This window comes from Rhodococcus rhodochrous, from assembly GCF_014854695.1.
Taxonomy (GTDB): Bacteria; Actinomycetota; Actinomycetes; order Mycobacteriales; family Mycobacteriaceae; genus Rhodococcus.
In genome coordinates this window covers 2,906,255-2,930,520 of sequence record NZ_CP027557.1, presented here as the reverse complement: position 1 = coordinate 2,930,520, position 24,266 = coordinate 2,906,255, and the positions used below count along the sequence as shown (strand labels likewise).

Here is a 24,266-nt window from a genome sequence, read left to right as displayed (position 1 = left end):
ACTCGCCGGGACACCGGATCGTTCCCCACCACCGCATCGATGAGCTACGACGCGCCCACCGCTCTGCGACGCACCCCTCTGATCCGAGCAGCCCTGACAAGCATCAGCAGGCACAGCCCGGTGCCCCATCCGATCTCCGACAGCATCACACCCACTCCCGCCTGACCGGTTTCGTCGGTACTGGCAACCACGCTGAATGCGGTGGTGAACCCTGCCGCCGTGCCGATTGCGGCGGCCAGTCCGCCGCTCACCACCCAGCGGGATCGACGAGCGGAAAGGAAGCATGCCAGCACGACGGTCACTCCGCAGGCGATCACCTGCCAGGTGGGGAACTCGTTCGGTGCGGGCAGGCCGGGGCCTCGGAACTCGCCGTCGTACTCGGCCGACCAACTCAACCATCCCGCGCAGGACAAGAATCCGAGTGTGAATGCGGTTGCACCGGTCGCCCACAGGCCGCGCCGGCCGAGACCCACGGGTCGATCACCGGTCTGCTCGTAGTCGCTCGACGGACTCCGGCCACCGGCACGCTCCCGCTGCCAGGCAACCCACACCATGCTCACGCCGATCAGGGTCGGCACGCCCACGAGGATGAGCACGATCCACAGGAATTGAGCCCAGGAGAAATCGAAACCGGTGGCCATAGGCAGACAGTATGTGAGTGGAGAGAAAGTCCGACGCACGGTCGTGATCGGCCTACGGTGCCAGGCCTACGATCGGACCGTGCACGTCGACGTGTGTGGGCTCGACATCGCTTTCGAACGCACCGGGACCGGGCCTGCCGTCGTCCTGGCGCACGGCTTCGTCGGTGATGCCCGCTCGACGTGGGGTCACCAGATCGAAGCCCTCTCGAGCGAGTACACCGTGATCGCCTGGGACGCACCCGGAGCAGGTGGGTCATCCGAACCTCCGGCCGGCTTCGACATGAACGCCTACGCCGATTGCCTGGCAGAACTCCTCCGGGCATTGCGGATCGAGCGAGCACACCTCGTCGGGCTCTCGTTCGGTGCGGCTCTGGCGCTCGCGGTGTTCCACCGGCACCGCAGGCTCATCTCGTCGCTCACCCTGGTGAGCGGATATGCCGGATGGCTCGGATCGCTCGGCGTCGAGGACTCGGAGCAGAGGCTGACCCGATCGCTGGAGGCATCACGGTTGCATCCCGACGAGTTCGTTGCCACGATGGCGCCGTCGATGTTCTCCGACTCCGCAGACAGTCGACTCGTGGCGCCGTTCCTCGACAGCGTCCGCGCGTTCCATCCCGACGGCTTCCGGGCGATGGCGCGCGCCAGCTACGCCGACCAGCGGCATGTGCTGGCCGAGATCGATGTTCCGACGCTCCTGCTGTACTCCAGCCACGATGTACGCGCTCCCGTCTCCCTCGGTGAGGACATCCACCGCGCAGTGCCCGGGTCGGAACTTGTCGTTCTGACCGGACCCGGTCACGTCAGCACGGTCGAGGCCCCGAACGACGTCACCCGCGAGCTGCGGCGTTTCCTACGTTCGGTCGAGTCATCCCTCGCATGAGGAGCGCGGTCACTTCGGGTACTTGCGTAGTTCGTTCTTGGCGATCGTGCGCAGGTGTACTTCGTCGGGCCCGTCGTAGATGCGCATGGCTCGGTGCCAGCCGTACATCGCAGCCAAGGGTACGTCGTCGCTCATACCCGCACCTCCGTGCACCTGGATCGCCCGGTCGATCACCTCGAGGGTCATGCGCGGCACTGCGACCTTCGCGGCGGACACGTACGGGGCGGCGGCCTTGTTCCCGTGTTCGTCGATGGTCTTGGCCGCAAGACGACACAGCAGCCGGGCCTGTTCGATCGCGACGCGCGATTCGGCGATCTGATGCTGCACGACACCCTGCTCGGCCAGTGTCTTGCCGAAGGCGACACGCCCTTGCGCGCGCGTGGTCATCAGCGCCAGGGCCCGTTCGGCGGCACCGAGTGCGCGCATGCAGTGGTGGATGCGGCCGGGGCCGAGACGTGCCTGCGCCATGGCAAATCCACCACCTTCCTCCCCGAGGAGGTTCTCGGCGGGCACGCGGACGTCGTCGTAGACGACTTCGCAGTGACCGTGCTGGTCGTGTCGTCCGAACACCGGCAGGTCGCGGACGATCGTGACACCCGGAGTGTCGATCGGCACCAGGATCATGGACTGCTGACGGTGGGTGTCGGCGGCGGGGTCGGTCTTGCCCATGACGATCAGCAACTTGCAGCGAGGATCCGCGGCGCCGCTGGTCCACCACTTGCGACCGTTGATGATGTAGCTGTCGCCGTCGCGCTCGATCCTGGTCTCGATGTTGGTGGCGTCGGAGCTGGCCACGGCGATCTCGGTCATCGAGAAGGCGGACCGGATCTCCCCGTTCAGCAGAGGATCGAGCCACCGCTTCTTCTGATCATCGGTGCCGAACAGGTGGAGCAGTTCCATGTTGCCGGTATCGGGAGCCTGCCCGTTGGTGGCTTCCGGTGCGAGATGCAGGCTCCAACCGGTGATCTCGGCGAGCCCGGCGTAGTCGAGCTGCCCGATACCGGATTCGGAGGGCAGGAACAGATTCCACAGACCGCGCTTGCGGGCCTCCTGCTTGAGGGTCTCGATGACGGGCGGGACGGTGTGGTCGTCGGGGCCGACGTTGTGGCGGTAGGCCTCGTATTCGTGTTCGGCGGGGAACACGTGGTTGTGCATGAACTCCACCAGCGCCTGTTCGAGTTCGAGCGCTCTGGGAGACGGTCGAAGATCCAGTGATCCGGTGTTCGTCTGCGCGGTGAGCATGCTGTTCGCTACGTCGGTCATACGGTTTCTCCCTCGAAGGTTCGGTCGGGACGTCGTGGAATGAGGTCGAGGTTCGGTCAAGGACCGCGGTCGAGGTCTGCGCCTCGGTACTGCATGAGATCGAGGGCGTACTCCACGTAGAGGTTCGCGACTTCCTCCGGACTCATCCGCCCGCCCGGTCGCCACCAGGTGGGGAGAGCGGTACACATCGAAACCACGGCGCGAGCGGCGTCCTCGGGGTTCCGGACCCGGAACGATCCGGCGCGCACAGCGGCCAACACCTTCTCGTCGACGACCGCTTGCTGCCAGTTCCTCTTGCTGGCGATGATCCGTCGGTTCTCCGTTGTGAGAGAACGCATCTCACTGGCACCGATGAAGCCGAGTTCGCGCCGGTGCGTGTGGTACAGCGCCAGGTTCTCGACCAGCAACGTGAAGACCGTGACGGGATCTCGGCCGGCGCCCTCGGCGAGTGCGCCGCGCGTGCGCTGCTCCAGATCGCCCATCGTCACCTGATAGATCGACATCAGGATGTCCTGCTTGCTGGTGAAGTAGTTGTAGATGCCGGGAACCGACAGGCCGCAGCGCTTGGAGATCTCGCGCATGCTCGTGCCGTGGTAACCCACGGCGAGAATCTCCTCGAGCGCGGCCTGGACCACGGGCGTGAGCGGCAACGGCTCGTACTCACGCCACTGCCGGCGAGCCTCGGTCTGTCCGAGGGGGTCTGGCCGGGCCGCAACGAGGGTTTCGGGTTCCACTACTGGTGCCGCGAGTGCCCCCCGACCGGCTTCGAGGATGTCCGCCGGCCTCACCCCGAGTACGTCGGCGATGCGATTCAAGCGATCGACGGTCAGTCCGGTCTTGTCGTTCTCGATCTGACTCAGCGTGGCCGGGCTGACCTCGATGCGCTGGGCCAGGCCCCGCAGCGTCATGCCGCGCGCGATCCGTACCTGGCGCAAACCGGCCCCGACCGACGCCGACCTGTCGACCGAAACCGCACTCACCGACAACTCCTGTGTTTAGAATAGCTGAACACTGACCATCCGGCCCGCGACCGTTCCGGGCAGCGTATCCACTTGCACGGCTGTCTCGCAGGGATTTTCGCGAAAATATCGAATCGTTGACGTCGACAGGTGTGACGTGCACCATAGTCGGCACCGAGCGTGTGCTCGCTCCCGCTGTTTACCCGATGGAGGACAACATGACCGAGGTCGACGCTCCCGCAATGCGCGAACTGCTCGGAGAGAACGCGCCGAGCAATTGGGGCAAGTGGGGACCCGACGACGAGCTGGGTGCACTGAACTACCTCGACGCAGGGGAGGTTCTGCGCGGCGTCCAGCACGTCAAGTCGGGCGAGACCTTCACGCTCCAGATCCACATGGGACGCGCCGAGAGCCCCGGCGACCCGCTGTGGCCGGGTCGTGAGGGGATCAAGCGGCAGAACGTGCTCGACGAGAGTTCCTGGGACGGCGACGGGGCGCCGGCCTTCCCGGGTGGCCTGCACTACGCCGACGACACCGCCTTGGTCTTTCTCCAGGGATCGACCCAGTACGACGCGCTCGGACACGTCTGGTACGACGGCAAACTCTGGAACGGATACGACGCCCGCAGCACCGTCGGAGGAATGGACAAGGCCTCCGTCCTCCCGATCGCAGAGAAGGGCATCGTCGGCCGCGGCGTCCTCATCGACATGGCCCGCCATCGCGGGAAGCCCTATCTCGACAAGGGTGAAACGTTCGACCACCGCGATCTCGAGGAAGCTGCGACCGCCCAAGGCGTGACCATCGAGCCGCACGACATCCTGATCATCCGCACCGGGTGGCTCAAGTACTGGTACGAGCTGAACAACCCCGAACAGTTCTACGACGGATTCTGCGAGCCCGGCCTCACCTATTCGCCCGAGCTCGTCGAGTGGTTCCAGGACAAGGAGATTCCGAACCTGGTGACCGACACGATCGCCAACGAGGTGACCTACGACCCGCAGAGCGGCGTCGCGCTGCCACTGCACTGCGCCCTGATGCGCAATCTCGGTGTCACGCTGACGGAGATCGCCTGGCTCGACGACCTCGCCGACGCCTGCGCCGCGGACGGCCGCTGGAGTTTCCTCTACACCGCCGCCCCGCTGAAGATCGTCAACGGCACCGGCGCCCCGGTGAATCCCATCGTCATCCGCTGAGGCGAACCATGACCATCTACGACGACAAGGTGTGGTTGTCGCAGTACGACGCTGCGCAGCGGCAACCACGCACGATCGAATTCGACGACGCCCTGGCGATGTTCCGGGCGACCGTCGAACGCGATCCGGACGCCGACATCATCCGCTACTTCGACGGCCGGATCACCGCAGGCGAACTCGACGAACTGAGCGACGCGTTCGCCGCCGGAATCCTCGACGCCGGGTTCCGGCCGGGTGAGCGGGTCGCGATCTATGCACAGAACGTGCCCCAGTTCGTCATCGCCCAACTCGGAACGTGGAAGGCCGGCGGCATCGCCGTGTCCGCCAATCCGATGTACCGCGAACGCGAACTCGAGGAGATCCTGCGCGACTCCGGGGCCACGGTCCTCGTGGCGCTGCAATCCCTCTACACCGAGGTGGCAGCGAAGGTCGTCGAGTCGACCGACGTGCGCACCGTGATCACGACGTCGGAACTGGAGTACCAGAGTGCCAACAGCGGCACCCTCGCCGGCGTCGAACGCATCTCGTGCGCGGGCACCACGGACATGGCGGAGATGCTCGCGGCCTTCCGGGGCCGGACCGTCCCTCCTGCCGAGATCGGCCCCGGCACGGTCGCTTTCCTGACGTACACCTCCGGGACCACCGGTCCGCCGAAGGGCGCGATGACCACCCACCGCAACGTGGCGTTCAATGCGCAGACCTACCGGGACTGGATCGACATCGGTCCCGACGACGTCATCCTCGGCGTCGCACCGCTGTTCCATATCACCGGACTCGTCGGCCACATCGCCCTGTCGCTGCTGACCGGCGCACCGCTGGTGCTGATGTACCGCATGGATCCGGCCGACACCATCGAGACGATCGAGAAGCAACACGCCACGTTCACGGTCGGGTCGATCACGGTGTTCATCGCGTTGATGAACGCCCCGAACGCGAGCAAGGAGGCCCTGGCGAGCCTGACCAAGATCTATTCGGGTGGGGCACCGATTCCACCGAGCACCATCGCGGCGTTCGAGGAGGGACTCGGCCACTACATCCACAACATCTACGGCCTCACCGAGACGACCTCCCCGTCGCACGGGGTGCCACTCGGCAGGCGGGCTCCGGTCGACGAGCTGACCGGAGCGACCTCCGTGGGCGTGCCGGTCTACGACACCATCGTGCGGATCGTCGACGACAACGGCAACGACCTTCCCCCGGGCGAGGTCGGGGAACTCGTGACGGCCGGACCGCAGGTGGTGGCCGGGTACTGGAACAAGCCCGAGGCCACGGCGAACTCGATCCCGAACGGCGTGCTGCACACCGGCGACGTCGGCTACATGGACAGCGACGGCTGGTTCTACATCATCGACCGCAAGAAGGACCAGATCAACGCCAGTGGCTACAAGGTCTGGCCTCGCGAGGTCGAGGACGTGCTCTACGAACACGACGCCGTTCGCGAAGCAGCGGTGGTGGGTGTACCCGACGAGTACCGCGGGGAGACTGTCAAAGCTTTCGTCAGCCTCCGCCCCGGAGCCACGGTCACGCCCGATGAGCTGATCGCATTCACGAAGAAGCGACTGGCGGCCTACAAGTGCCCACGCTTCGTCGAGATCATCTCCGACATTCCCAAGACGGCGACGGGCAAACTGCTGCGCCGCGAGCTACGAACGACGACACCGTCCTGACGATGGTCGCAGAGTTCCTCGCCCGCATGCGCATTCCGTAGGCGCTGCGACGAAGGCGGGTCTTCTTCGGTACAGAGCTACCGGAGAAGACCCGCCTTCTCGCTTGCGACCGGACGGCACACCATCACGACCCGCACATTGCGCGGATCAACCGCGCACGGTCGCCATCAGGGCATCGAGTGACTCGGCAGCAGGAAGTGCGAGCGCGGTTCCCGCGACCTCTACGGCACTCTCCGGCGACAACCGTCCTTCGACGTTGAGATCGAACTTCATCGTGAGTTCGTCGTCGGAGAGCGGGTTCGCCGGACCACCTCGGTTGTGGTCGACGCGAGCTTCGTGCCAGGAACCGTCCCGGGTACGTACCCGGAGAACCGCCGGGAACTGGTGGGGGTAGATCTCGTCGCAGCGGTCGTCGCTGTAACTCGTGACCAGCCGCGCGAGTTCGAGTGTGCGCGGATCCTTCGCGGCAGCGTCGGTGAAATCGGCATGTCCCACACCGAGTCCCGAGCCACCGAGCAGTGCCCGTGCGACGGTGAACGGGCCCGAGAAGGCCGCGTGGTAACCGGATTCGGGAGCAGCCTTCGATGCCGGGGGCTCGGCGATCGTGCGTAGTACCGGCTTCGGCACGCCGAGCTGGATCTCCACGATATCGGCCGGGTCCAGGCCGTCGCGGACGAGCGCTCGTGCGGCGTCGATACCGGCGTGAGTGAAGTGATTGCACGGATAGGGCTTGAAGAAGATGCCCGGCAGTTCCCAGTGCTCGCCCAGTCCGTCCAGGACCTTCGCGGTGTCGGCCCGATCGCCGCAGAAGGCGTGCAGGAACCCGAAGCGTCCTTCGATCACGGTCGGCGGTCCCGTCAGTCCGGCCCGAGCGAATTCTGCCGAGGTGACACCGGAATGCGCCGCCCATCCGCAGTGCGTCCGCTTGACCGTGCCGCCGGTGCGGTTCGCTTCGAGCAATCCGGCACCGAAGCTCGCGGCGATGCCCATGGCATCCGCGATACCTTCGGCGTCGAGTCCGTACAGCATCGCTGCGGCGGCAGCCGAACCGACGGCACCGCAGATGGAGGTCGCGTGCTGGCCACGTTCGAAGAACTCGGAGTTGCCGAGTTCCTCGTCGTAGCCGCCCATACCGAGGCGAACCACGATCTCGATACCCACACCCGCGGCGTCGAGAACGGCTGCACCGGAGGCTCCCACGGCTTCACCCACAGCGAGCGCCGCCGGGATCACCGAGGCCGAAGGGTGCAGCACCGACGGCAGGTGGGTGTCATCGGAGTCCATCGAGTGGGCGAGTGTGCCGTTGACCAGCGCGGCAGTGGCCGCCGGGAATCGTTCTCCGGTGCCGATGCCGGTGGCCGCGGTTGCGCCGGACCAGTTGCGTGCCACCTCGGTGACGGCGCGAGCGGACGGCTGGTCGTGCGCCGCGAGGGAGTTTCCGAGCAGGTCGAGTACCCGGCGCGCGACGTCCTTGCGCAGTTCTGCAGGCAGTCCCGTGGTGCGGATGTCCGCGGCGAGAGCGGCGAGCCGGCCGACGACCGTTCCGGTCAGGTCGTGTCGAGTCTCGGTACTGGTCACGAGGCCACCACCGCGACGGGGCGCACGGGCGAACCGGTACCGCCGGTGATGCGCAGCGGTGCCATGACGAACGTGAATTCGGTCAGGCCGCGGGCACTGGCATCCTCGAGGTTGAGGTGCTCGATGATATGGATTCCGTTTTCCACCAGCAGTACTCGGTGAACCGGAAGAACGCTGTGCCCCTTGCCCGCCGGGATGTGTTCGAAGGCCGTCGTGTCTGCGCCGGCGGCTGCGATGCCGCTCGCCGCGAGCCACCGGCCCGCACCGACATCGGCACCCGGAACACCGTCCTGCTGGCCGAGATAGCGCTGCGGATCGTCGAAGTACCGGGCCCATCCGGTACGGATCAGCACGACATCACCGCGGCGCGGTGTCACACCGGCGGCGTCGGCCGCGTCGCGCAGGTCCTGCTCGGTGACCGCCTGCCCCGCATCGAGGGAGTCGACGCCGCGGACCCGGGCGACGTCGAGGAGCAGTCCGCGACGAAGCATGAAGGGAATGGACTCGGCGCCGAGCTGGGAGAACTTTCCACCGCGCTGGGCTTCCTCGGCGTCGATACCACCGTGCAGCTTCCCCTCGTGGCTGACGTGGGAGAGCGCGTCGACGTGAGTGCCGACGTGTCCGCCGGTCACGATGATCTCGTTCGATGCCGATCCGCCGTCGGGTCGCACCATGTCGCCGTGCCGGCGGATGAGCGTCATCCGGAAGCCGGGATGGTTCGGTGAGCAGGGCATACCGGTCGTGTGGGGATGTCCGAGCTCGACGATGTCGACGTCGGTGTCGACGACCGCACTCAGCAGTGCGTCGGGACCGGCGATGGTTTGTTCGGTCATGATGTGGCTCCTCGTACTGTGATGGCCTGGGCTCGGTCGAGAACGACGCGAGCGTTCGCAACGACCGCCGGGTCGATGAATCTGCCGTTCTCGTCGAGAACTGCGGACTCCCCCGCTGCCGAGGACGCGGACGCGTCGTCGACTATTCGCTGCGCCCGCTCTCGTTCTTCGGCCGAGGGCGTGTAGGCCTCGTTGACAATGTCGATCTGCTTCGGGTGGACGACGGAGCGTCCGAAGAATCCTTGGATGCGGCCGGCTCGGGACGATTCCGCGAGCCCGTCCAGGTCGTTCACTGCGGTCCAGACACTCTGGATCGGCGACGACAGTCCCGCCGCGCGTGCGGCTGTGACGATCCAGCCGCGCGCCCAGGTCAGTCCGTCGGGTTCGGTACGCAGGTCCGCGGCGAGGTCGGCTTCACCGAGCGCGATTCCGGTGACGCGGTGGTGACATCGCGCGATCTGCGGTGCGGCGAGCAGACCCGCAGCGGATTCGATGATCGCGTGGACCGGACAGTCGAGCCGATCCGCGGTCGCCGCAACCGTATCGGGATCGTCGGCCTTCGGCAGTCGAACGCCGGCCGGGGTTCGATCGGCGGCCGACAACGCGGCGATCTCGTCGTCGAGCCACTGCGATCCGATGGCGTTGAGCCGCAACCAGACCACGCGGTCGGAGGGTGCGCTGTGCACGGCCGCGATGGCGTTGTCGAGTGCACGTTTCTTCGCATCGACGGGTACTGCGTCCTCGAGGTCGATGACGACGGCATCAGCGGCACTGGCGAGCGCCTTGTCGATGCGGTCCGCGCGATGCCCCGGAACGTACAACCAACTGCGGGGCGTCATACCGGTTCTCCCACCGGGGCGTGAACCTGACGGTACCCGAGAGCGCGCGAAACCCTTTGTGCCGCTTCGACGAGCGCGTCCTCGTAGCGGTCGAATGCTTCGTCGGTCATGCGGTAGCTCGGCCCGCAGACCGACAGCGAGCCGACCACTGTGCCGTCTGCACCGAAAACGGGCGCGGCGATCGAGGCCGCGCCTTCCTGGCGTTCGCCGGTCGATCGGCACACACCGCGCTCACGCGCCTCCTGCAGCACTGCACGCAGCGCGGCCGGATCGGTGATGGTCTTCCCGGTCAGGCGCGTCAATTGCCGGGACAGCACGTCCTCCTGCTCGGACTCCGACAGGTACGCGAGGATGATGCGTCCCGAGGACCCGCTGTACAGCTCGAAGCGACGCCCCAACTCCACCGTCATCTTGATTTCCTGGGTGCTCTCGACCTGGTCGAGGTAGACGCGTCCGCCCGGCAGCCGGCCGGTCACCGTCGCGGTCTCACCGGTGGCACGTTGGAGGTCTTCCAGGGCACTGCGGGCGACACGACGCAACGGAGACACATCCAGTGCACGAGCCCCGAGCGTGGCAGCGGCGGGACCGAGCAGGTAGCGGCGGGTCGAGGGCTCATAGAGCAGTAGACCGCATTCGACGAAGGTCGTGAGGATGCGGTGAGTGACCGCCTTGGAGATCCCCGTGGAGCGGGCGATCTCCGAGACGCCGAGCGCGCTCGACCGGCGACCGAATTCGAGCAGCACTTCCGCGGCTCGCGCGGCGGAGGTGGTGCCGCCAGTTGAGGACTCCATTGTGGCTCCGTTCGCCGGTCGGTTCGGATGGTGAACACCTTGTCAGGTCTGCTGGACATGCTGCGGGAGCGGCACGACCGTTCAAGGCCTTGGACACTTTGTACCGCTTAGCGAAACGATTGTCCAGACATGACCACTCGCGTTACATCGAAGTTTCCCAGCGCAATTCGCCCAATTCCCACTTGCGCATCGATTCGAGGAGGCGCATAGTGCAGGAGATCACTTTCCAGTGTTCCGCTGAGCGAAACACCATCTAGGAGGCAGTGTGACAAGTCCGGAATTCGACCTCGTCGTCGCCGGCGCGGGCGGAGGACTCGTCGCGGCCCTGCGTGCCGCGGAACTGGGCGCGAACGTTCTGGTCATCGACGCCGACGAACACTTCCAGCGCGGCAACAACACCTCGATGTGCACGGCGATGATCCCCGCGGCGGGGACACGCTGGCAGGATGCGGCCGGCGTCGAGGACGATCCGCACCGTTTCCTCGACGACATCACCCGCAAGACCGCAGGTACGGCAGATCAGCGGGTCGCTCGGGCACTGACCGAGGTCAGCGGCGCACTCGTGACCTGGTTGGCCGACATTCAGGGCCTCGACCTCGAGCTCGTCACCGACTTCCGCTATCCGGGACACACCGCCGACCGCTGCCACAGCATTCCCGGCCGCCACGGCTCCCACCTGCTGCGTCACCTGGTGCACCGCGCCCAGGCACATCCTCGGATCGAACTGATCGCCCCGATGAGTCTGCGCGAGGTCTACACCGTCGACGGCCGCGTGACCGGAGTAGAGATCGCCACCCCCGACGGAAACACCGAACGGCTCACGACCGGGGCCGTGCTTCTGGCGACGAACGGCTTCGGTGCCGACCGCGACCTGGTCCGGACCCACATGCCCGAGATCGCGGACGCCCACTACCACGGTGGTCAGTTCAGCCGTGGCGACGCGCTCCGCATCGGCGGGCGACTCGGAGCCGACACCGGTTTCCTCGACGCCTACCAGGGCCACGCTGCGCTTTCGTCGCGCAGTCAGACGCTCGTCGGCTGGGCGACTGTGGTCCACGGCGGTATCGTCGTCGACAGCACCGGCCGGCGATTCGCCCCCGAGACCACCGGTTACTCGGAATTCGCCGCCCTGCTCGCCGCCCGACCCGGATCTGCCGGCTGGATCATCATCGACGAGCACATCGAAGAACTGTGCTCGGTGTTCGACGATTTCCGCACCGTCGCCGAGAGCGGGTCGCTGGTGCGGGCCGTCACGTCCACCGACCTCGCCGACGCCATCGGGGTGCCCGCATCAGCACTCGAGGACGAGCTCACTGCCGCCCACAGCGCCGCGGCCGGACTCGAGCCCGATCGACAAGGACGCACCGATACCCGACACCCCCTGACCGCGCCCTACATCGCGATCGCTGTCAAACCGGCACTGTTCCACACCCAGGGCGGACTCGTCGTCGACGAACACGCCCGCGTACTCGCCCACGGAGCCCCCATTCCCGGCCTGTACGCATCCGGCGGCGCCGCCGTCGGAATCTCCGGCCACGGAGCCGGCGGCTACCTCGCCGGCAATGGTCTGATCACCGCGCTCGGTCTGGCCTATCTCGCCGCCGAGCACGTGAGCAGCACCGTAACCGTTTGAAAACGCACCACCTGTCCCGATACTCCCCAGGAGATGACATGACCAGCTACCTCATCAAGAACGGCACCGTCGTCCGCACCGAGGACACCGCGGCCGCGGAAGGCGACATCGCCGACGTCCTCGTCGTCGACGGCAAGATCGCCGCCATCGGCCCCGACCTCCAGGCCGACGGTGCCGAGATCGTGGACGCGACCGACAAGCTGGTGTTCCCCGGTGTCGTCGACGCCCATCAGCACTGGGGCATCTACAACCCGCTCTCCGAGGACACCCACACGGAGTCCCGGGCCAGCGCGCAGGGCGGCGTCACGACCGCACTGACCTACATGCGCACCGGCCAGTACTACCTGAACAAGGGTGGCGCCTACGCCGATTTCTTCCCCGAGGTCCTCGAGGCCTCCGCCGGGCGCAGCTACATCGACTACGCGTTCCATCTCGCCCCGATGTCCAAGCAGCACATCGGTGAGATCCCCGCGCTCGCGTCGGAACAGGGTGTCACGTCCTTCAAGATCTTCATGTTCTACGGCAGCCACGGCCTGCACGGGCGCTCCACCTCGCAGAGCGACTTCCTGATGATCCCCGAGGACGAGCGCTACGACATCGCGCACTTCGAGTTCGTCATGCGGGGCGTCCAGAAGGCTCGCGAGCAGTTCCCCGAGCTCGCTCCGCACATCTCGCTGTCGCTGCACTGCGAGACCGCCGAGATCATGAGCGCCTACACCAAGATCGTCGAGCAGGAGGGCAAGCTCAGCGGCCTCGCCGCCTACAGCGCCTCCCGGCCTCAGCACTCCGAGGGCCTGGCCGTGACCATCGCGTCCTTCCTCGCCGACGAGACCGGCCTGCCGAACATCAACCTGCTGCACCTGAGCTCGGCGAAGGCACTGAAGGCCGCGATGAAGATGGCCGAGGCCTTCCCGCACGTGAACTTCCGTCGCGAGGTCACCATCGGCCACCTGCTCACCGACATCGACAACGCCAACGGACTCGGTGCCAAGGTCAACCCGCCGATCCGTCCGCGCGAGGACGTCGAGGCGCTGTGGGAGCACCTGCTCGCCGGCAACATCGACTGGGTCGTCTCCGACCACGCCTGCTGCAAGGACGAGGTCAAGTTCGGTGAGGACCGCGACGACGTGTTCGCCGCCAAGTCCGGCTTCGGCGGAACCGAATACCTCCTGCCCGGCCTGATCAGCGAAGGCCGCAAGCGTGGACTGTCCCTGCGCCGCATCGCGCAGTTGCTCTCCTCCAACCCGGCCGACCGTTACGGTCTGCCCGGCAAGGGACGACTCGCCGAGGGCGCCGACGCCGACATCGCGATCGTCGACCCCAATCGCACCTGGACCGTGCACGCGGCTGATTCCGAATCCACCCAGGAATACACGCCTTTCGAGGGATTCGAGCTCACCGCTGCGGTGACCGACACCTTCGTGCGCGGTAACCGGGTCCTGGCCGACGGAGCGGTCACCGGCACGCCCGCCGGCCGTTACCTCGCCCGCCCGTACTGAGGAGACACCCGTTGACCGACGACAAGCTCCCTGCCGGTCCCCTGCGGGGGATCAAGGTCCTCGACGCGTCCACCATCCTTGCCGGGCCGCTCGCCGCGCAGATCCTGGGTGACTTCGGCGCGGAGGTCATCAAGATCGAACATCCGGCGAAGCCGGACGGGATGCGCGGGCACGGCCTGGACAAGAACGGTGTCCCGCTCTGGTGGAAGATGGTCAGCCGCAACAAGCAGACCGTCACCCTGAACCTGAGCACACCGGAAGGCCAGGAGATCTTCCGCGATCTCGCCGCCGAAGCCGACGTGGTGGTCGAGAACTTCCGACCCGGTACGTTCGAGCGTTGGGGCCTGTCCTATGCCGAACTCGCCGAGCGGAATCCCGCACTGATCATGTTGCGGGTCACCGGTTTCGGACAACAGGGACCGTATGCGACACGTCCCGCGTTCGGCACGCTGGTGGAATCGATGAGCGGCTTCGCCCATCTCACCGGCCACCCCGACGGCCCTCCCACCCTGCCGGCATTCGGCCTTGCCGACTCCATCGCCGGAGTCGCCGGGTCCTCGGCGGTGTCGATGGCGTTGTTCGAGCGTGAACGCAACGGCGGTACCGGTCAGGAGATCGACCTCGATCTCCTCACACCGATCATGACCGCCGTCGGCCCCGGCGTGATCTACGCCGATCAGCTGGGCGTCGACCAACAGCGCACCGGCAACCGATCGCAGAACAATGCCCCGCGAAATCTCTACCGCACCAAGGACGACCACTGGGTAGCCGTGTCCACGAGCGCACAAGCGATCGCCGAACGGGTACTGCGCCTGGTGGGGCATCCCGAGGTCATCGACGAAGACTGGTTCGCCACCGGTCGCACCCGCGCCGAGCACGCGGACCTGCTCGACAAGTACGTCGGCGACTGGATCGCCGACCGTACTCGCGACGAGGTGGTCGTCGCCTTCGAGGAGGCCGGCGCCGCCGTGGCACCGGTCTACCGACCCAGTGACCTGCTGACAGATCCGCAAGTCGTCGCGACCGACATAGTCACCACCGTCGACGACGACGAACTCGGCCCCGTGCGCATGCAGAACGTCATGTGGCGCATGGGCCGATCCCCCGGTGCGATCCGCCACACCGGTCGCCCTGCCGGTGCCGATACCGACAGGGTTCTCTCCCACCTCGGGCGCAGCCCCGAGGACATCGACGAACTGCGGGCCCGGGGCGTCATCTGACCCTGCGACTGCGTCATCCGAGGAGTTCGCTATGAAATCGCGTTGGTGGACCATCGCCATCATTCTGGGCCTGGTAATCGTCAACTACATCGATCGCAGTGCCATCTCGTTCGCAGCATCCGATCTGCGCTCCGAGTTCGGGATCACTCCCGGTGAGTACGGCATCATCAGTTCCGCATTCTCGATCGGCTACATGCTCTTCGCTCTCCTGTCGGGACCGCTGGTCGACCGTTACGGTTCCCGGCGCGTGCTCATCGTGGGCATGTTCATCTGGGCCGCAGCCACGGCACTGACCCCGTTCGCCGGCGGGTTCATCGGCCTGATCCTGCTACGCATCCTCCTCGGAGCCGGTGAAGCGCCATGCTTCCCCGCAGCGACCCGCCTCGTCAGCCGTTGGCTGCCGGCGCAGGAACGAGGCAAGGCGCTGGCCCTGATCGGCGGTGTGGCGGTCTCCGGCAGCCTGCTCGTCGGCGGACCGATCCTCACCCAGCTGATCGCCCTCACCGGCTGGAAGGCGATGTTCTGGATTCTGGCGATCGTCGGAGTCGTGTGGGTCGTGATCGCCTATCCGACGCTGAAGAACTCGCCGAGCGAGGCCAAGTTCGTGTCGAAGGAAGAACTGGACTACATCCGCGCCGGCCAGCTGGACGGTGAGGAGACCGGTCACGAGTCGAGCACCGACTGGGGCGAGATCCTCCGCAACCGCAATCTCTGGCTCGTCGGTCTCGGATACTTCTCGTGGGGCTTCATGTTCTGGGCCTTCATGTACTGGCTCCCGCAGTACCTCGAGCACGAATTCGGTCTGTCCATCAAGGAGGTCGGTGCATTCTCCGTGGCGCCGTGGGCAGCCGGTGTGGTGGGCGCACTGCTCGGCGGAATCCTCGTCGACCGCGTGTACAAGCGCACGCAGAGCATCCGCTCGCGATTCATCATCATCGGTGTCGCGCTGCTGCTGGCGGGCGCGTCGATCGCACCGATCCTGTTCTTCCGCGGCAACATCGTCGTCGCACTGATCTGCATCTCCGCGGGTGTGGGCTTCGGCTTCATCACCGGCGGCATCTGGTGGGTCGCGTCGATCGATGCCGCTCCGAGCCAGCCCGGCACGGCCGCCGGTTTCGCCGATGCCTGCTTCGCACTGTCCGGCATCGTCGCTCCGTCGGTCATGGGCTTCAGTGTCGCTCGTACCGGCACCTACGACGGCGGATTCCTGGTCATGACCGCCCTGTGTCTGATCGGTGCTGTCGCGATGCTGTTCTTCACCAAGGAACCGCCGCGGCTGCAGGCATCGGACGACTCCGTCGACCACCGCGAGGCGGTCAAACGCGTCTGACACGCGTCTGACAGTGGTACCCCCTGCCGTGCAGGGACGATCGACGAATCGGACGGCGACGTCCACATGAGAGGACCGGCCCGAGCATTTCGGGCCGGTCCTTCGTCGTAGCTCCACGGTGAGAGGAACCGGTACCGTTGCAGGAACTGGTGACGTCGATGATGGAAGGGCCTCAGGGGGTGGGTCGGTCCACGTCCCCGCGCCACCCACCGGTCTCGTGTCCGCGCTGCTCGATGAACTCCTTGAACTTCCTCATGTCGTTCTTGACCCGGTTGCCGAGAACACCGAGTTTGTCGGCTACATTCTCGACGAATCCTTCCGGGTCGATGTCCATTTGGGCTGTCACTCGGGTCTTCTCGTCATCGAGACGATGGAACGTGATCACTCCCGCGTGGTTGGGTCCCGAATCCGACGTCCACGCCACCCGCTCGTCCGGATGTTGCTCGGTGATGGTGGCATCGAACTCGCGGACCTGACCTGCGATATCGATCACCCAATGAACATGCGTGTCGTCGAGTTGCCGGATCTCTCGAACCCCTTCCATGAAATGAGGAAACGATTCGAATTGTGTCCACTGGTTGTATGCGACGCGGATCGGTACATCGACATCGATGGCTTCCGTGATTGTGCTCATGGCGATCGCGTACCCCTTCCCTGAGAAGGCCACACCCGACCCCATGCCGCAACTGTCGTGTATCCGTCTTCCGGCCGTGTCGGATCGGAACCGCGGCCGGGAATGCGACCGCTCGACGCGTCCGGCTCCCCGAGCCGGGGCCGGTGATTGTGCAGGGACAGAATACGTTCGGGGTGGGGCCGTCGATCTCCCCCGGCGGCAATCCAGGCCTGCGTCGCCCGATGGGCCCGCTCGATCAACTCGCCGGCATGGCTGAAGTCGATCGGCGACACGGACACCGGACACAGTGGGGGTAGTACGTGCAGTTCGACCCGTTCGGAGAAGTCGGCGACCTCGAGCAGCAGGCGCTGGTGAGTGAGCAGCGTCAGAGCCTGCACCGCGGTGGCCAGCGCGGTGGTCGGAGGACGTGGCAGGGCACATGCGTAGCCGGCGGGCAGCACCCATACGTCGTCCGCGCCGAGGGCCACTGCTTGGGACAGAGCCGCATCGTCGGCGATACCCCCGTCGACGAGACTCAGACCCTCGCGTTGCAGGGCGGGCAGAACACCGGGGACGGCGGCACTGGCGAGCACGGCACTGACGGCCTCACCCGTAGAGAGCAGCACCTCGCGGCCGGTGAGCAGGTCGGTGGCCACGAGGTGCACGGGGATCGACGCGTCCTCGAGATCACGGTAGGGCAGGTGTGATTCGATGAGCTGCCGCAGGTTCCGGTCGGAACACAGCGAGGAACGGAGTCCGGTCACGGCCAGTAGCTGACGTACCGGATCGAGGGGGAAGACGTCCTGTCGGCGCAGATTCCGCCAGATCGCCGCCAGTTCGTCCAGAGCCGGGAGGCCGGTACCGCGACCGGCGACGTAGGCGGCGTTGAGCGCACCGGCCGACGTCCCGATCAGCAGATCGGGACGGATGCCTCGTTCGGTGAGCGCATAGAGCATCCCCACCTCCACGGCACCGAGACCGGCGCCACCACCGAGGACGAAGGCGGTGGTCATCGCCAGGGCGGGTCGTACACGGACGCCAACCGCGCCAGGGTCAGAGCCGCAAGCAGCAGTCCGACGTCTCGCAGGGCGACATCGTAGAAGCCGGGATAGCTCAACAGGTTGATCACGATTCCTCCGAGCCAAGCGGCGACGATATACGCCGCGTATCGCGGTTTGATCGCGACGGCGATACCGGCGACGATCTCGATCACCCCGACCACCAGCATCACCTGCTGCGCGCCGAGGGGACTGAGATCGACGATCCACGGCGCCAGATAGCCCTGCCAGGAGGTGAGCACGTTGGTGAACTTGTCGATGCCCATGACGATCGGGAGCGCGGTGAACCCGATGCGTAGCAACACGAATGCCCCGTAGGCGGGATCACTGCGAGCGCGGTGCATCACGTCGCCATGTGCAGGTGCACCGGGCGCTGTGGAAGACGAGTGAGCTGCGGGAGTGGTCATCACGGACCCCCTTTGTAAAAACAATAGTTTATGTTTTTAGAGTCTCTCCACTGACCCTATTTGTCAATACTTTTTGGTGTTAGAGTCGGGACATGTCCACTCCCCGGTCTGCCGCACCGACGGCGCTGGCGGCATTGAGCAATCTGGACGATCCGTTGCGGCGCCGGTTGTTCGAGTACGTGGCCGAGAGCGAGGAACCGGTCTCGCGCGAGGAGGTGGCGGCTGCTCTCGATATCGGCCGGACCCTCGCGGCCTATCACCTCGACAAGCTCGCCGACGCCGGCCTGGTCACGGTCGACTACCAGCGACCTGCCGGGCGCGGCGGCCCCGGCGCGGGACGCCCGGCGAAGGTCTACACGAGGACGACGACGGAAATGACCGTCAGTGTGCCGCCGCGCGACTACGAACTGCTCGCCAGGCTGCTCGTCTCCGCGGTCGAACAGGACACCGACGGAACGGTACGAGCGGCGGTGAACGAAGCCGCACGCGACGCCGGACGACGAGCGGTCGCCGACTCGGGAGGCGACCTCCTGGAGGCGCTGCGCGGCTGCGGATACCTGCCCCGAGCCGAGGGCGACGGCCACGTCCACCTACGCAACTGTCCCTTCCACCTCGTCGCCCAAGATCATCTGGATGTGGTGTGCGGATTGAACTTACGCCTGATCGAGGGCGTGATCGCCGGCAGCGACCACCTCGACGCGCATGCCGAACTGCACCCGCGGCCGGATCGGTGTTGTGTGGTGATCGAGTACGACGCCGAGTCGCATCCTCGCTCGTCCGCACCGCCGGCGCCCATCGATGACGAAACACATCCGGACTGAGCCCGACCGAGTCCGGTCTCACCGAGACGAGAGCACTACGAGTGGTTCACGCGGCGTACCCGGGGTTCGCGACCATGAGACGAGCCGCGACCGTTTGCCGCACCGCCTTCTCGACGGAGGCTTCCCCCATCGTCCGCTTCCCGTCCCGCAGCGCCAGCGCCAACTCGGTTTCGTCGGCCACGCCCACTGCGTCGAGCGCGGCCCGATGCTGCGCCCGCAGATGCGCACCGTGTTCGGCTTCCCGGGCGACGATGTCGAGAACCTTCGATGCCACTCGCGCCTGGTAGCGAGACGGTGCGTCGGTCGCCGGATGGTCGACGACGAAAGCCTTGACCGCCCGCGACAATTCCGCGGCCGAGGGCATGCCGAACAGATCCTGCCGGGACTCCTCGTCCGAAGTGATGGTGGCCGGGTCGAAATCGCCGGCGGGTTCCAGCAACTGCAGGAGATCGTGCTCGCATTCGGCGATGCGCCGGCCGATGGCCAGGAGTTCGAGGGCGTTTCCCTCGCCGTGGACGAGAGCGCGGTTGGCCTGGATCCGGCACATTACCGCCCACCGCAGGGTGCCGTAGAGCTCCCACCACCGCACCGCCTCGGGATCCGGCGCAATTCCGCTTTCGTCTTCATAGCCGCGGAACAGTTCGTCGCGGGATCCGAAACCTCCGACGGGTTCGACGGCACCGAACCTCCAGGTCTTCACGCACAACCAGCCGAGATCCTCCATCGGATCCCCGAGGTGCGTCAGCTCCCAGTCCAGGACGGCGCGGATGCCCGACTCGTCGATGAGCACGTTGCCGTTGCGGAAGTCGCCGTGGACGACGGTGGTGCGCGTGGACGGTGACCGATGCTCGTGCAACCAGCGGAACGCGAGTTCGAGGCTCGGCAGCGGTGGTCCCGTCTCGACATAACGGGCGAAGAGCTCGTCGAGTTGATCTCCGGCCGGGAAGTCGGGCAGTGCGTCGATCGGTATCCGGTGGATGCGGGCGAGCGCACGACCCAATGCGTAGGAGAGGTTCTTGCGCACCGCGCTGTACCGGTCGTCGCGGAGCAGGCGCTGCGGGAGCGCTTCGCCGGGGACCTTCTCCATGAGGAGATACGCCGCGCCGAGGCCCTCGACCCGGTCGCCGTCGCTGTGATCGAGCAGTTCGGGGACGGGAACACCCGCAGTGTGGGCCTCGCGGAGAACAGTCGCTTCGCGGGACATTCGAGCCGGATCCTCGGCTTCGGGAGGGTCGCGTCGCAGGATCAGTTCACGTTCGGCGCCGGCATCGTCGGTGACGGTGAGGAGCCAGGTCTCGCGACTCGCGCCGCCGGTCAGACGAGCCAGGTCCGTGAGCGTCCCACGAACCCCGTCGAGTCCGGAGAGGTGCCTGGTCAGCGCCGCGCGCAGGTCGTCGATGCTCATCACGGATCCTTTCGGTACCCGACGGCGTCGAGGGCGATGTCCTGGTAGCGGGCGGTGACCTCCTGCGCGGTGAGCGGTCCGTCGGGATGGAACCACCCGGCGACAGCGGTACAGGCACTGACGATGAAGCGCGCGGTGTCCACCGGGGTCTTCGTCGTGAACACCCCACGGTCCACGCCGTCGACGACGACGCGGTCGAACATGCGTCGCTGCACGTCACGCTTGGTCACCACCACGGCGTAGTGCTGCGGTTCGAGGCTGCGCAACTCACTGTTCCCGAGCAGGCTTTCCCGGGGAGCCTTCGTGTGCTGCCCTACATGCACGCCGACGATTGCGCGCAGCCGGTCCACGGGATCACTGCCCGCGGCGAGCAGCGCTTCCTCGGTCTCCTCCACGAGGGCGTCGAGCCCTCGGTTGAGGATGAGCGCGAGCAGCTCCTGCTTCGAGCCGAAGTAGTTGTACAGCGAACCCACCGCCACCCCGGCCTCAGAGGCGATATCGCGCACCGAGGTGCCGTGGTAGCCCTTGGCGGCCATCGTCGCCACCGCGGCGGTGATCAGCGTGGCGGCGACCTTGTCGTCGGTCCCGCGCACGGCGAAGGACATCGCACGCGGTGGGTTCTTCTCGGTTGAGCGGGGCATGTTCCTCCTGGTTACTCCACTATGAACGATCGCTCACGGTCGCTGGACTGTCAATCGGAATCGGCAATCTTCGCAAAGCTCATCTGCGGCAAAGTCGTTGAAAATCACTCCGGATGTGGCTACGGTCACTCTGAACATTCGTTCATTCGACTTCGTATTCGAGGACCACGCATGAGATCCGATCTTCCGAACGACATGCAGCAACTGCTCGACGACATCGACCACTTCATCGACACCGAGATCGCACCCCTGCAGGCGGAGAACGACAACGAACGCTTCTTCGACCATCGACGCGAATGGGCGCGCACCGACTTCGAAGCCGGCGGCCTCCCCCGCCCCGAATGGCACGAACTGCTCTCGGAGATGCGACGTCGCGCCGACAAGGCCGGTTTCCTCCGCCGCGACCTGCCCACCGAGGTCGGTGGCACCGACGCGAGCAACTTCGAGATGGCGGTCGTACGCGAGCACCTCGCGCACCGCGGCCTGGGGCTGCACAACGACCTGCAGGACGAATCGTCGATCATCGGGAACTTTCCCAGCTTCCACCTGGTCTGGAAGTTCGGCACCGGCGACCAGCGCAGCGAGTTCGCCGAAGCCCTGATCACCGGCGAGCGTTTCCTCGGGTTCGGCCTCACCGAACCCGACCACGGATCGGACGCGACGTGGATGGAGACGACTGCCGTCCGCTCCGGTGGCGATTGGATCATCAACGGCGCCAAGCGGTGGAACACCGGGATGCACATCGCCACTCATGATCTGGTCTTCGCGCGCACCAGCGGCGAACCGGGACAGGCCCGCGGCATCACCGCCTTCCTCGTCCCCGTCGACACGCCCGGGTTATCCGTCGACCTGTTCCGGTGGACGCTCAACATGCCCACCGACCACGCCGACGTGTCCTTGCGCGACGTCCGGGTGCCCGACTCGGCGATCCTCGGCGAGGAAGGTCGCGGACTGGAGATCGCGCAGAACTTCGTGCACGAGAACAGGATCCGCCAGGCCGCCTCGAGTCTCGGTGCCGCCCAGTACTGCATCGACGAAGCGGTCTCCTTTGCCCGCGATCGCGTGACCTTCGGCCAGCCTCTCGCGGCCCGCCAGGCCATCCAGTGGCCGTTGGTGGAACTGCACACCGACGGCGCGATGTTGCGCGAGCTGATCCGCGTCACCGCCCGTGACCTGGACACACGCTCGCACATGGAGGTCTCCGATCGCGTCTCGATGTGCAACTACCGCGCCAACCGGCTCGTGTGCGATGCCGCCGACCGGGCCATGCAGGTCCACGGCGGCATGGGATACAGCCGTCACCTGCCGTTCGAGCACATCTACCGCCACCATCGCCGCTATCGGATCACCGAGGGTGCCGAGGAGATCCAGATCCGCAAGGTGGCCGGTCACCTGTTCGGATTCACCGGAAAGAAGAAGTGACATGATCGATTCCCTCGCGGCGCACCGCACGCTCGCCCACGGTGAACAGCTCGCCCGTCAGGCACGACAGCGGCCGGAGACGATCGCCCTGAGCTTCGGCGACAGTGACCTCACCTATCGGCAACTCGACGAACGGGTCAACCGTCTGGCCCGGGCACTGCAGGCTCGTGGTGTGTCGAAAGGTGACCGTGTCGCTGTCCTGATGCACAACCGGCTCGAGGTCGTCGAATCCTATCTGGCCGTCCTGCGACTCGGGGCGATCGTGGTGCCGGTCAACTTCCGTCTCGTCGCCGCCGAGGTCGAGTACATCCTCTCCGACAGTGGCGCCGAAGTGCTCGTCGTCGACGAGCCGATGACATCGCTCGCTGCGCAACTCGCACCCCGGCTCGTGCGGACCGTGCTGGTGACCGGCGGTGATGCGAGCCGGGTGTCCGATACCGCGCTGGACTACGAGTCGGTGCTCGATCCGGACGACTCCTCGTTGGACATCGTCGTCGACGACCACGATCCGGCCTTCATCATGTACACCTCCGGGACCACGGGTCGCCCGAAGGGCGCGGTACTCAGCCACCTGAATCTTGCGATGAACACGGTCAATTCGATGATCGAGCACCAGGTTCGGACCGAAGGCGAGGTGTGGTACTCGGGTCTGCCGCTGTTCCACATCGGTGGGCTCAACGGCATCCTGATCTATCTCATGGCCGGGGGACGCTCGATCATCGCCCCCTCGGGGAACTTCGATCCCGTCTCGACGATCGAGACCCTCGAGCAAGAAGAGGTCACGTCCTGCTATTTCGTTCCCACGCAGTGGAAGGAACTGTGTGCCGTTCCCGGGGTGCGCGATCGGAAGCTGAGTCTGCGCCGCATCATGTGGGGAGCGTCCGTGGCCCCGCCGTCGGTGCTCTCGGCGATGGCCGAGACGTTCCCGAACATCCCCACGCTCAACGTGTTCGGGCAGACCGAGATGAGTTCGGTGACCTGCATCCTCCGCGGTGAGGACGCCATCCCCAAGATGGGGTCGGTCGGCACACCCATCGTCAACGTCGAGGCCCGCGTCGTCGACGGCAACGGCGACGACGTGCAGCAGGGCAACGTCGGCGAGATCGTCTATCGCGGACCGACCGTGATGCAGGGCTACTGGAACAGACCCGACGCGACGGAGGAAGCGTTCCGGGATGGCTGGTTCCACTCGGGTGACCTCGTGCGGCAGGACGAGGACGGCTTCCTCTTCGTCGTCGACCGCGCGAAGGACATGATCATCTCCGGCGGCGAGAACATCTACTGCGCCGAGGTCGAGGCGGTCATCGATCAGCACCCAGGTGTCGCCGAGGTGGCCGTCGTCGGGGCGCCGCACCCGAAGTGGGTGGAGACCCCGGTCGCCATCGTCGTGCCCACCGATCCGAACGATCCTCCCTCGGAGGAGGACGTCATCGAGTTCTGCCGCAGCCGGATGGCCTCCTACAAGAAGCCGACCTCGGTGGTCGTCACCGACTCCTTGCCTCGCACCGCGACCGGGAAGGTCCAGAAGTTCCGCTTGCGCGAATCCCTGTCCGCGAACTGATCCCGCTTCACG

At 66.2% G+C, this 24,266-nt stretch carries 22 protein-coding genes; 10 read left to right on the top strand and 12 right to left on the bottom strand.

Annotated features, from left to right (window positions below; translation table 11 throughout):
- Positions 1-44 precede the first annotated feature (44 nt).
- A complete protein-coding gene (locus tag C6Y44_RS13710; protein WP_159418222.1) occupies positions 45-641 on the bottom strand; it encodes a hypothetical protein in 597 nt (198 codons plus the stop codon).
- Positions 642-720: 79 nt separating this feature from the next.
- Here C6Y44_RS13710 and C6Y44_RS13705 point away from each other — a divergent pair, with 79 nt between their 5' ends.
- On the top strand, positions 721-1,521 hold the full coding sequence (locus C6Y44_RS13705; protein WP_159418223.1) for an alpha/beta fold hydrolase: 801 nt from the start codon (positions 721-723) through the stop codon (positions 1,519-1,521).
- A gap of 9 nt (positions 1,522-1,530) precedes the next feature.
- Here the strand turns inward: C6Y44_RS13705 and C6Y44_RS13700 are convergent, their stop codons facing one another.
- A complete protein-coding gene (locus tag C6Y44_RS13700) occupies positions 1,531-2,784 on the bottom strand; it encodes an acyl-CoA dehydrogenase family protein (protein ID WP_159418224.1) in 1,254 nt (417 codons plus the stop codon).
- Between the two features lie 56 nt (positions 2,785-2,840).
- Positions 2,841-3,764, bottom strand: coding sequence for a helix-turn-helix domain-containing protein (locus tag C6Y44_RS13695; protein WP_308257004.1), 924 nt, complete (start codon positions 3,762-3,764; stop codon positions 2,841-2,843).
- A 197-nt stretch (positions 3,765-3,961) separates the two neighbouring features.
- On the opposite strand from C6Y44_RS13695, the gene C6Y44_RS13690 reads away from it, so the two are divergent.
- A complete protein-coding gene (locus tag C6Y44_RS13690) occupies positions 3,962-4,936 on the top strand; it encodes a cyclase family protein (RefSeq protein WP_159418225.1) in 975 nt (324 codons plus the stop codon).
- Between the two features lie 8 nt (positions 4,937-4,944).
- Complete coding sequence (locus C6Y44_RS13685) at positions 4,945-6,603, top strand: class I adenylate-forming enzyme family protein (RefSeq protein WP_159418226.1); 1,659 nt, start codon at positions 4,945-4,947, stop codon at positions 6,601-6,603.
- 147 nt (positions 6,604-6,750) lie between these two features.
- On the opposite strand, the gene C6Y44_RS13680 is transcribed toward C6Y44_RS13685, so the two are convergent.
- From C6Y44_RS13680 to C6Y44_RS13665, 4 genes are read right to left on the bottom strand one after another with little or no spacing between them, the layout of a single operon-like run.
- The gene (locus tag C6Y44_RS13680; protein ID WP_159418227.1) at positions 6,751-8,181 is read right to left on the bottom strand and encodes an MmgE/PrpD family protein; all 1,431 of its coding nucleotides are present in this window, start codon (positions 8,179-8,181) and stop codon (positions 6,751-6,753) included.
- Positions 8,178-9,014 carry a cyclase family protein gene (locus C6Y44_RS13675; protein WP_016690780.1) on the bottom strand — a complete coding sequence of 279 codons (837 nt, stop codon included), beginning with the start codon at positions 9,012-9,014 and terminating at the stop codon, positions 8,178-8,180. The genes C6Y44_RS13680 and C6Y44_RS13675 overlap by 4 nt, the downstream gene beginning before the upstream one ends.
- A complete protein-coding gene (locus tag C6Y44_RS13670; protein WP_016690779.1) occupies positions 9,011-9,853 on the bottom strand; it encodes an HpcH/HpaI aldolase/citrate lyase family protein in 843 nt (280 codons plus the stop codon). The genes C6Y44_RS13675 and C6Y44_RS13670 overlap by 4 nt, the downstream gene beginning before the upstream one ends.
- Positions 9,850-10,644, bottom strand: a complete 795-nt coding sequence (locus C6Y44_RS13665) for an IclR family transcriptional regulator (protein ID WP_016690778.1) — start codon at positions 10,642-10,644, stop codon at positions 9,850-9,852. Before C6Y44_RS13665 ends, C6Y44_RS13670 begins: the two co-directional genes overlap by 4 nt.
- Positions 10,645-10,909: 265 nt before the next feature.
- Here C6Y44_RS13665 and C6Y44_RS13660 point away from each other — a divergent pair, with 265 nt between their 5' ends.
- The 4 genes from C6Y44_RS13660 to C6Y44_RS13645 are packed head-to-tail and all read left to right on the top strand — an operon-like array spanning position 10,910 to position 16,326.
- Positions 10,910-12,277 carry an FAD-dependent oxidoreductase gene (locus tag C6Y44_RS13660; RefSeq protein WP_159418228.1) on the top strand — a complete coding sequence of 456 codons (1,368 nt, stop codon included), beginning with the start codon at positions 10,910-10,912 and terminating at the stop codon, positions 12,275-12,277.
- A gap of 38 nt (positions 12,278-12,315) precedes the next feature.
- Entirely contained in the window at positions 12,316-13,776 is a 1,461-nt protein-coding gene (locus C6Y44_RS13655; RefSeq protein WP_016690776.1) for a dihydroorotase, read from the top strand.
- Between the two features lie 11 nt (positions 13,777-13,787).
- Complete coding sequence (locus C6Y44_RS13650; RefSeq protein ID WP_016690775.1) at positions 13,788-14,996, top strand: CaiB/BaiF CoA transferase family protein; 1,209 nt, start codon at positions 13,788-13,790, stop codon at positions 14,994-14,996.
- Positions 14,997-15,027: 31 nt separating this feature from the next.
- Positions 15,028-16,326 carry an MFS transporter gene (locus C6Y44_RS13645; protein WP_016690774.1) on the top strand — a complete coding sequence of 433 codons (1,299 nt, stop codon included), beginning with the start codon at positions 15,028-15,030 and terminating at the stop codon, positions 16,324-16,326.
- Between the two features lie 172 nt (positions 16,327-16,498).
- Here the strand turns inward: C6Y44_RS13645 and C6Y44_RS13640 are convergent, their stop codons facing one another.
- Genes C6Y44_RS13640 through C6Y44_RS13630 form a run of 3 tightly spaced genes read right to left on the bottom strand, consistent with a single transcriptional unit; the run spans position 16,499 to position 18,404 of the window.
- Entirely contained in the window at positions 16,499-16,960 is a 462-nt protein-coding gene (locus tag C6Y44_RS13640) for an SRPBCC family protein (RefSeq protein WP_060653105.1), read from the bottom strand.
- A complete protein-coding gene (locus C6Y44_RS13635; protein WP_159418229.1) occupies positions 16,957-17,952 on the bottom strand; it encodes a patatin-like phospholipase family protein in 996 nt (331 codons plus the stop codon). Before C6Y44_RS13635 ends, C6Y44_RS13640 begins: the two co-directional genes overlap by 4 nt.
- The gene (locus C6Y44_RS13630; protein ID WP_026060865.1) at positions 17,949-18,404 is read right to left on the bottom strand and encodes a membrane protein; all 456 of its coding nucleotides are present in this window, start codon (positions 18,402-18,404) and stop codon (positions 17,949-17,951) included. The genes C6Y44_RS13635 and C6Y44_RS13630 overlap by 4 nt, the downstream gene beginning before the upstream one ends.
- Before the next feature lie 92 nt (positions 18,405-18,496).
- On the opposite strand from C6Y44_RS13630, the gene C6Y44_RS13625 reads away from it, so the two are divergent.
- The gene (locus C6Y44_RS13625) at positions 18,497-19,225 is read left to right on the top strand and encodes a helix-turn-helix transcriptional regulator (protein WP_159418230.1); all 729 of its coding nucleotides are present in this window, start codon (positions 18,497-18,499) and stop codon (positions 19,223-19,225) included.
- Between the two features lie 46 nt (positions 19,226-19,271).
- Here C6Y44_RS13625 and C6Y44_RS13620 read toward each other — a convergent pair whose 3' ends face one another.
- Positions 19,272-20,630 (bottom strand): phosphotransferase family protein, encoded by a 1,359-nt coding sequence (locus tag C6Y44_RS13620; RefSeq protein ID WP_159418231.1) that lies wholly within the window; start codon positions 20,628-20,630, stop codon positions 19,272-19,274.
- Positions 20,630-21,271 carry a TetR/AcrR family transcriptional regulator gene (locus C6Y44_RS13615; protein ID WP_159418232.1) on the bottom strand — a complete coding sequence of 214 codons (642 nt, stop codon included), beginning with the start codon at positions 21,269-21,271 and terminating at the stop codon, positions 20,630-20,632. Before C6Y44_RS13615 ends, C6Y44_RS13620 begins: the two co-directional genes overlap by 1 nt.
- Before the next feature lie 171 nt (positions 21,272-21,442).
- Here C6Y44_RS13615 and C6Y44_RS13610 point away from each other — a divergent pair, with 171 nt between their 5' ends.
- Together C6Y44_RS13610 and C6Y44_RS13605 are read left to right on the top strand one after the other, a co-directional pair.
- A complete protein-coding gene (locus C6Y44_RS13610) occupies positions 21,443-22,693 on the top strand; it encodes an acyl-CoA dehydrogenase family protein (protein WP_159418233.1) in 1,251 nt (416 codons plus the stop codon).
- A gap of 1 nt (position 22,694) precedes the next feature.
- On the top strand, positions 22,695-24,254 hold the full coding sequence (locus C6Y44_RS13605; protein ID WP_159418234.1) for a long-chain-fatty-acid--CoA ligase: 1,560 nt from the start codon (positions 22,695-22,697) through the stop codon (positions 24,252-24,254).
- Positions 24,255-24,266 lie beyond the last annotated feature (12 nt).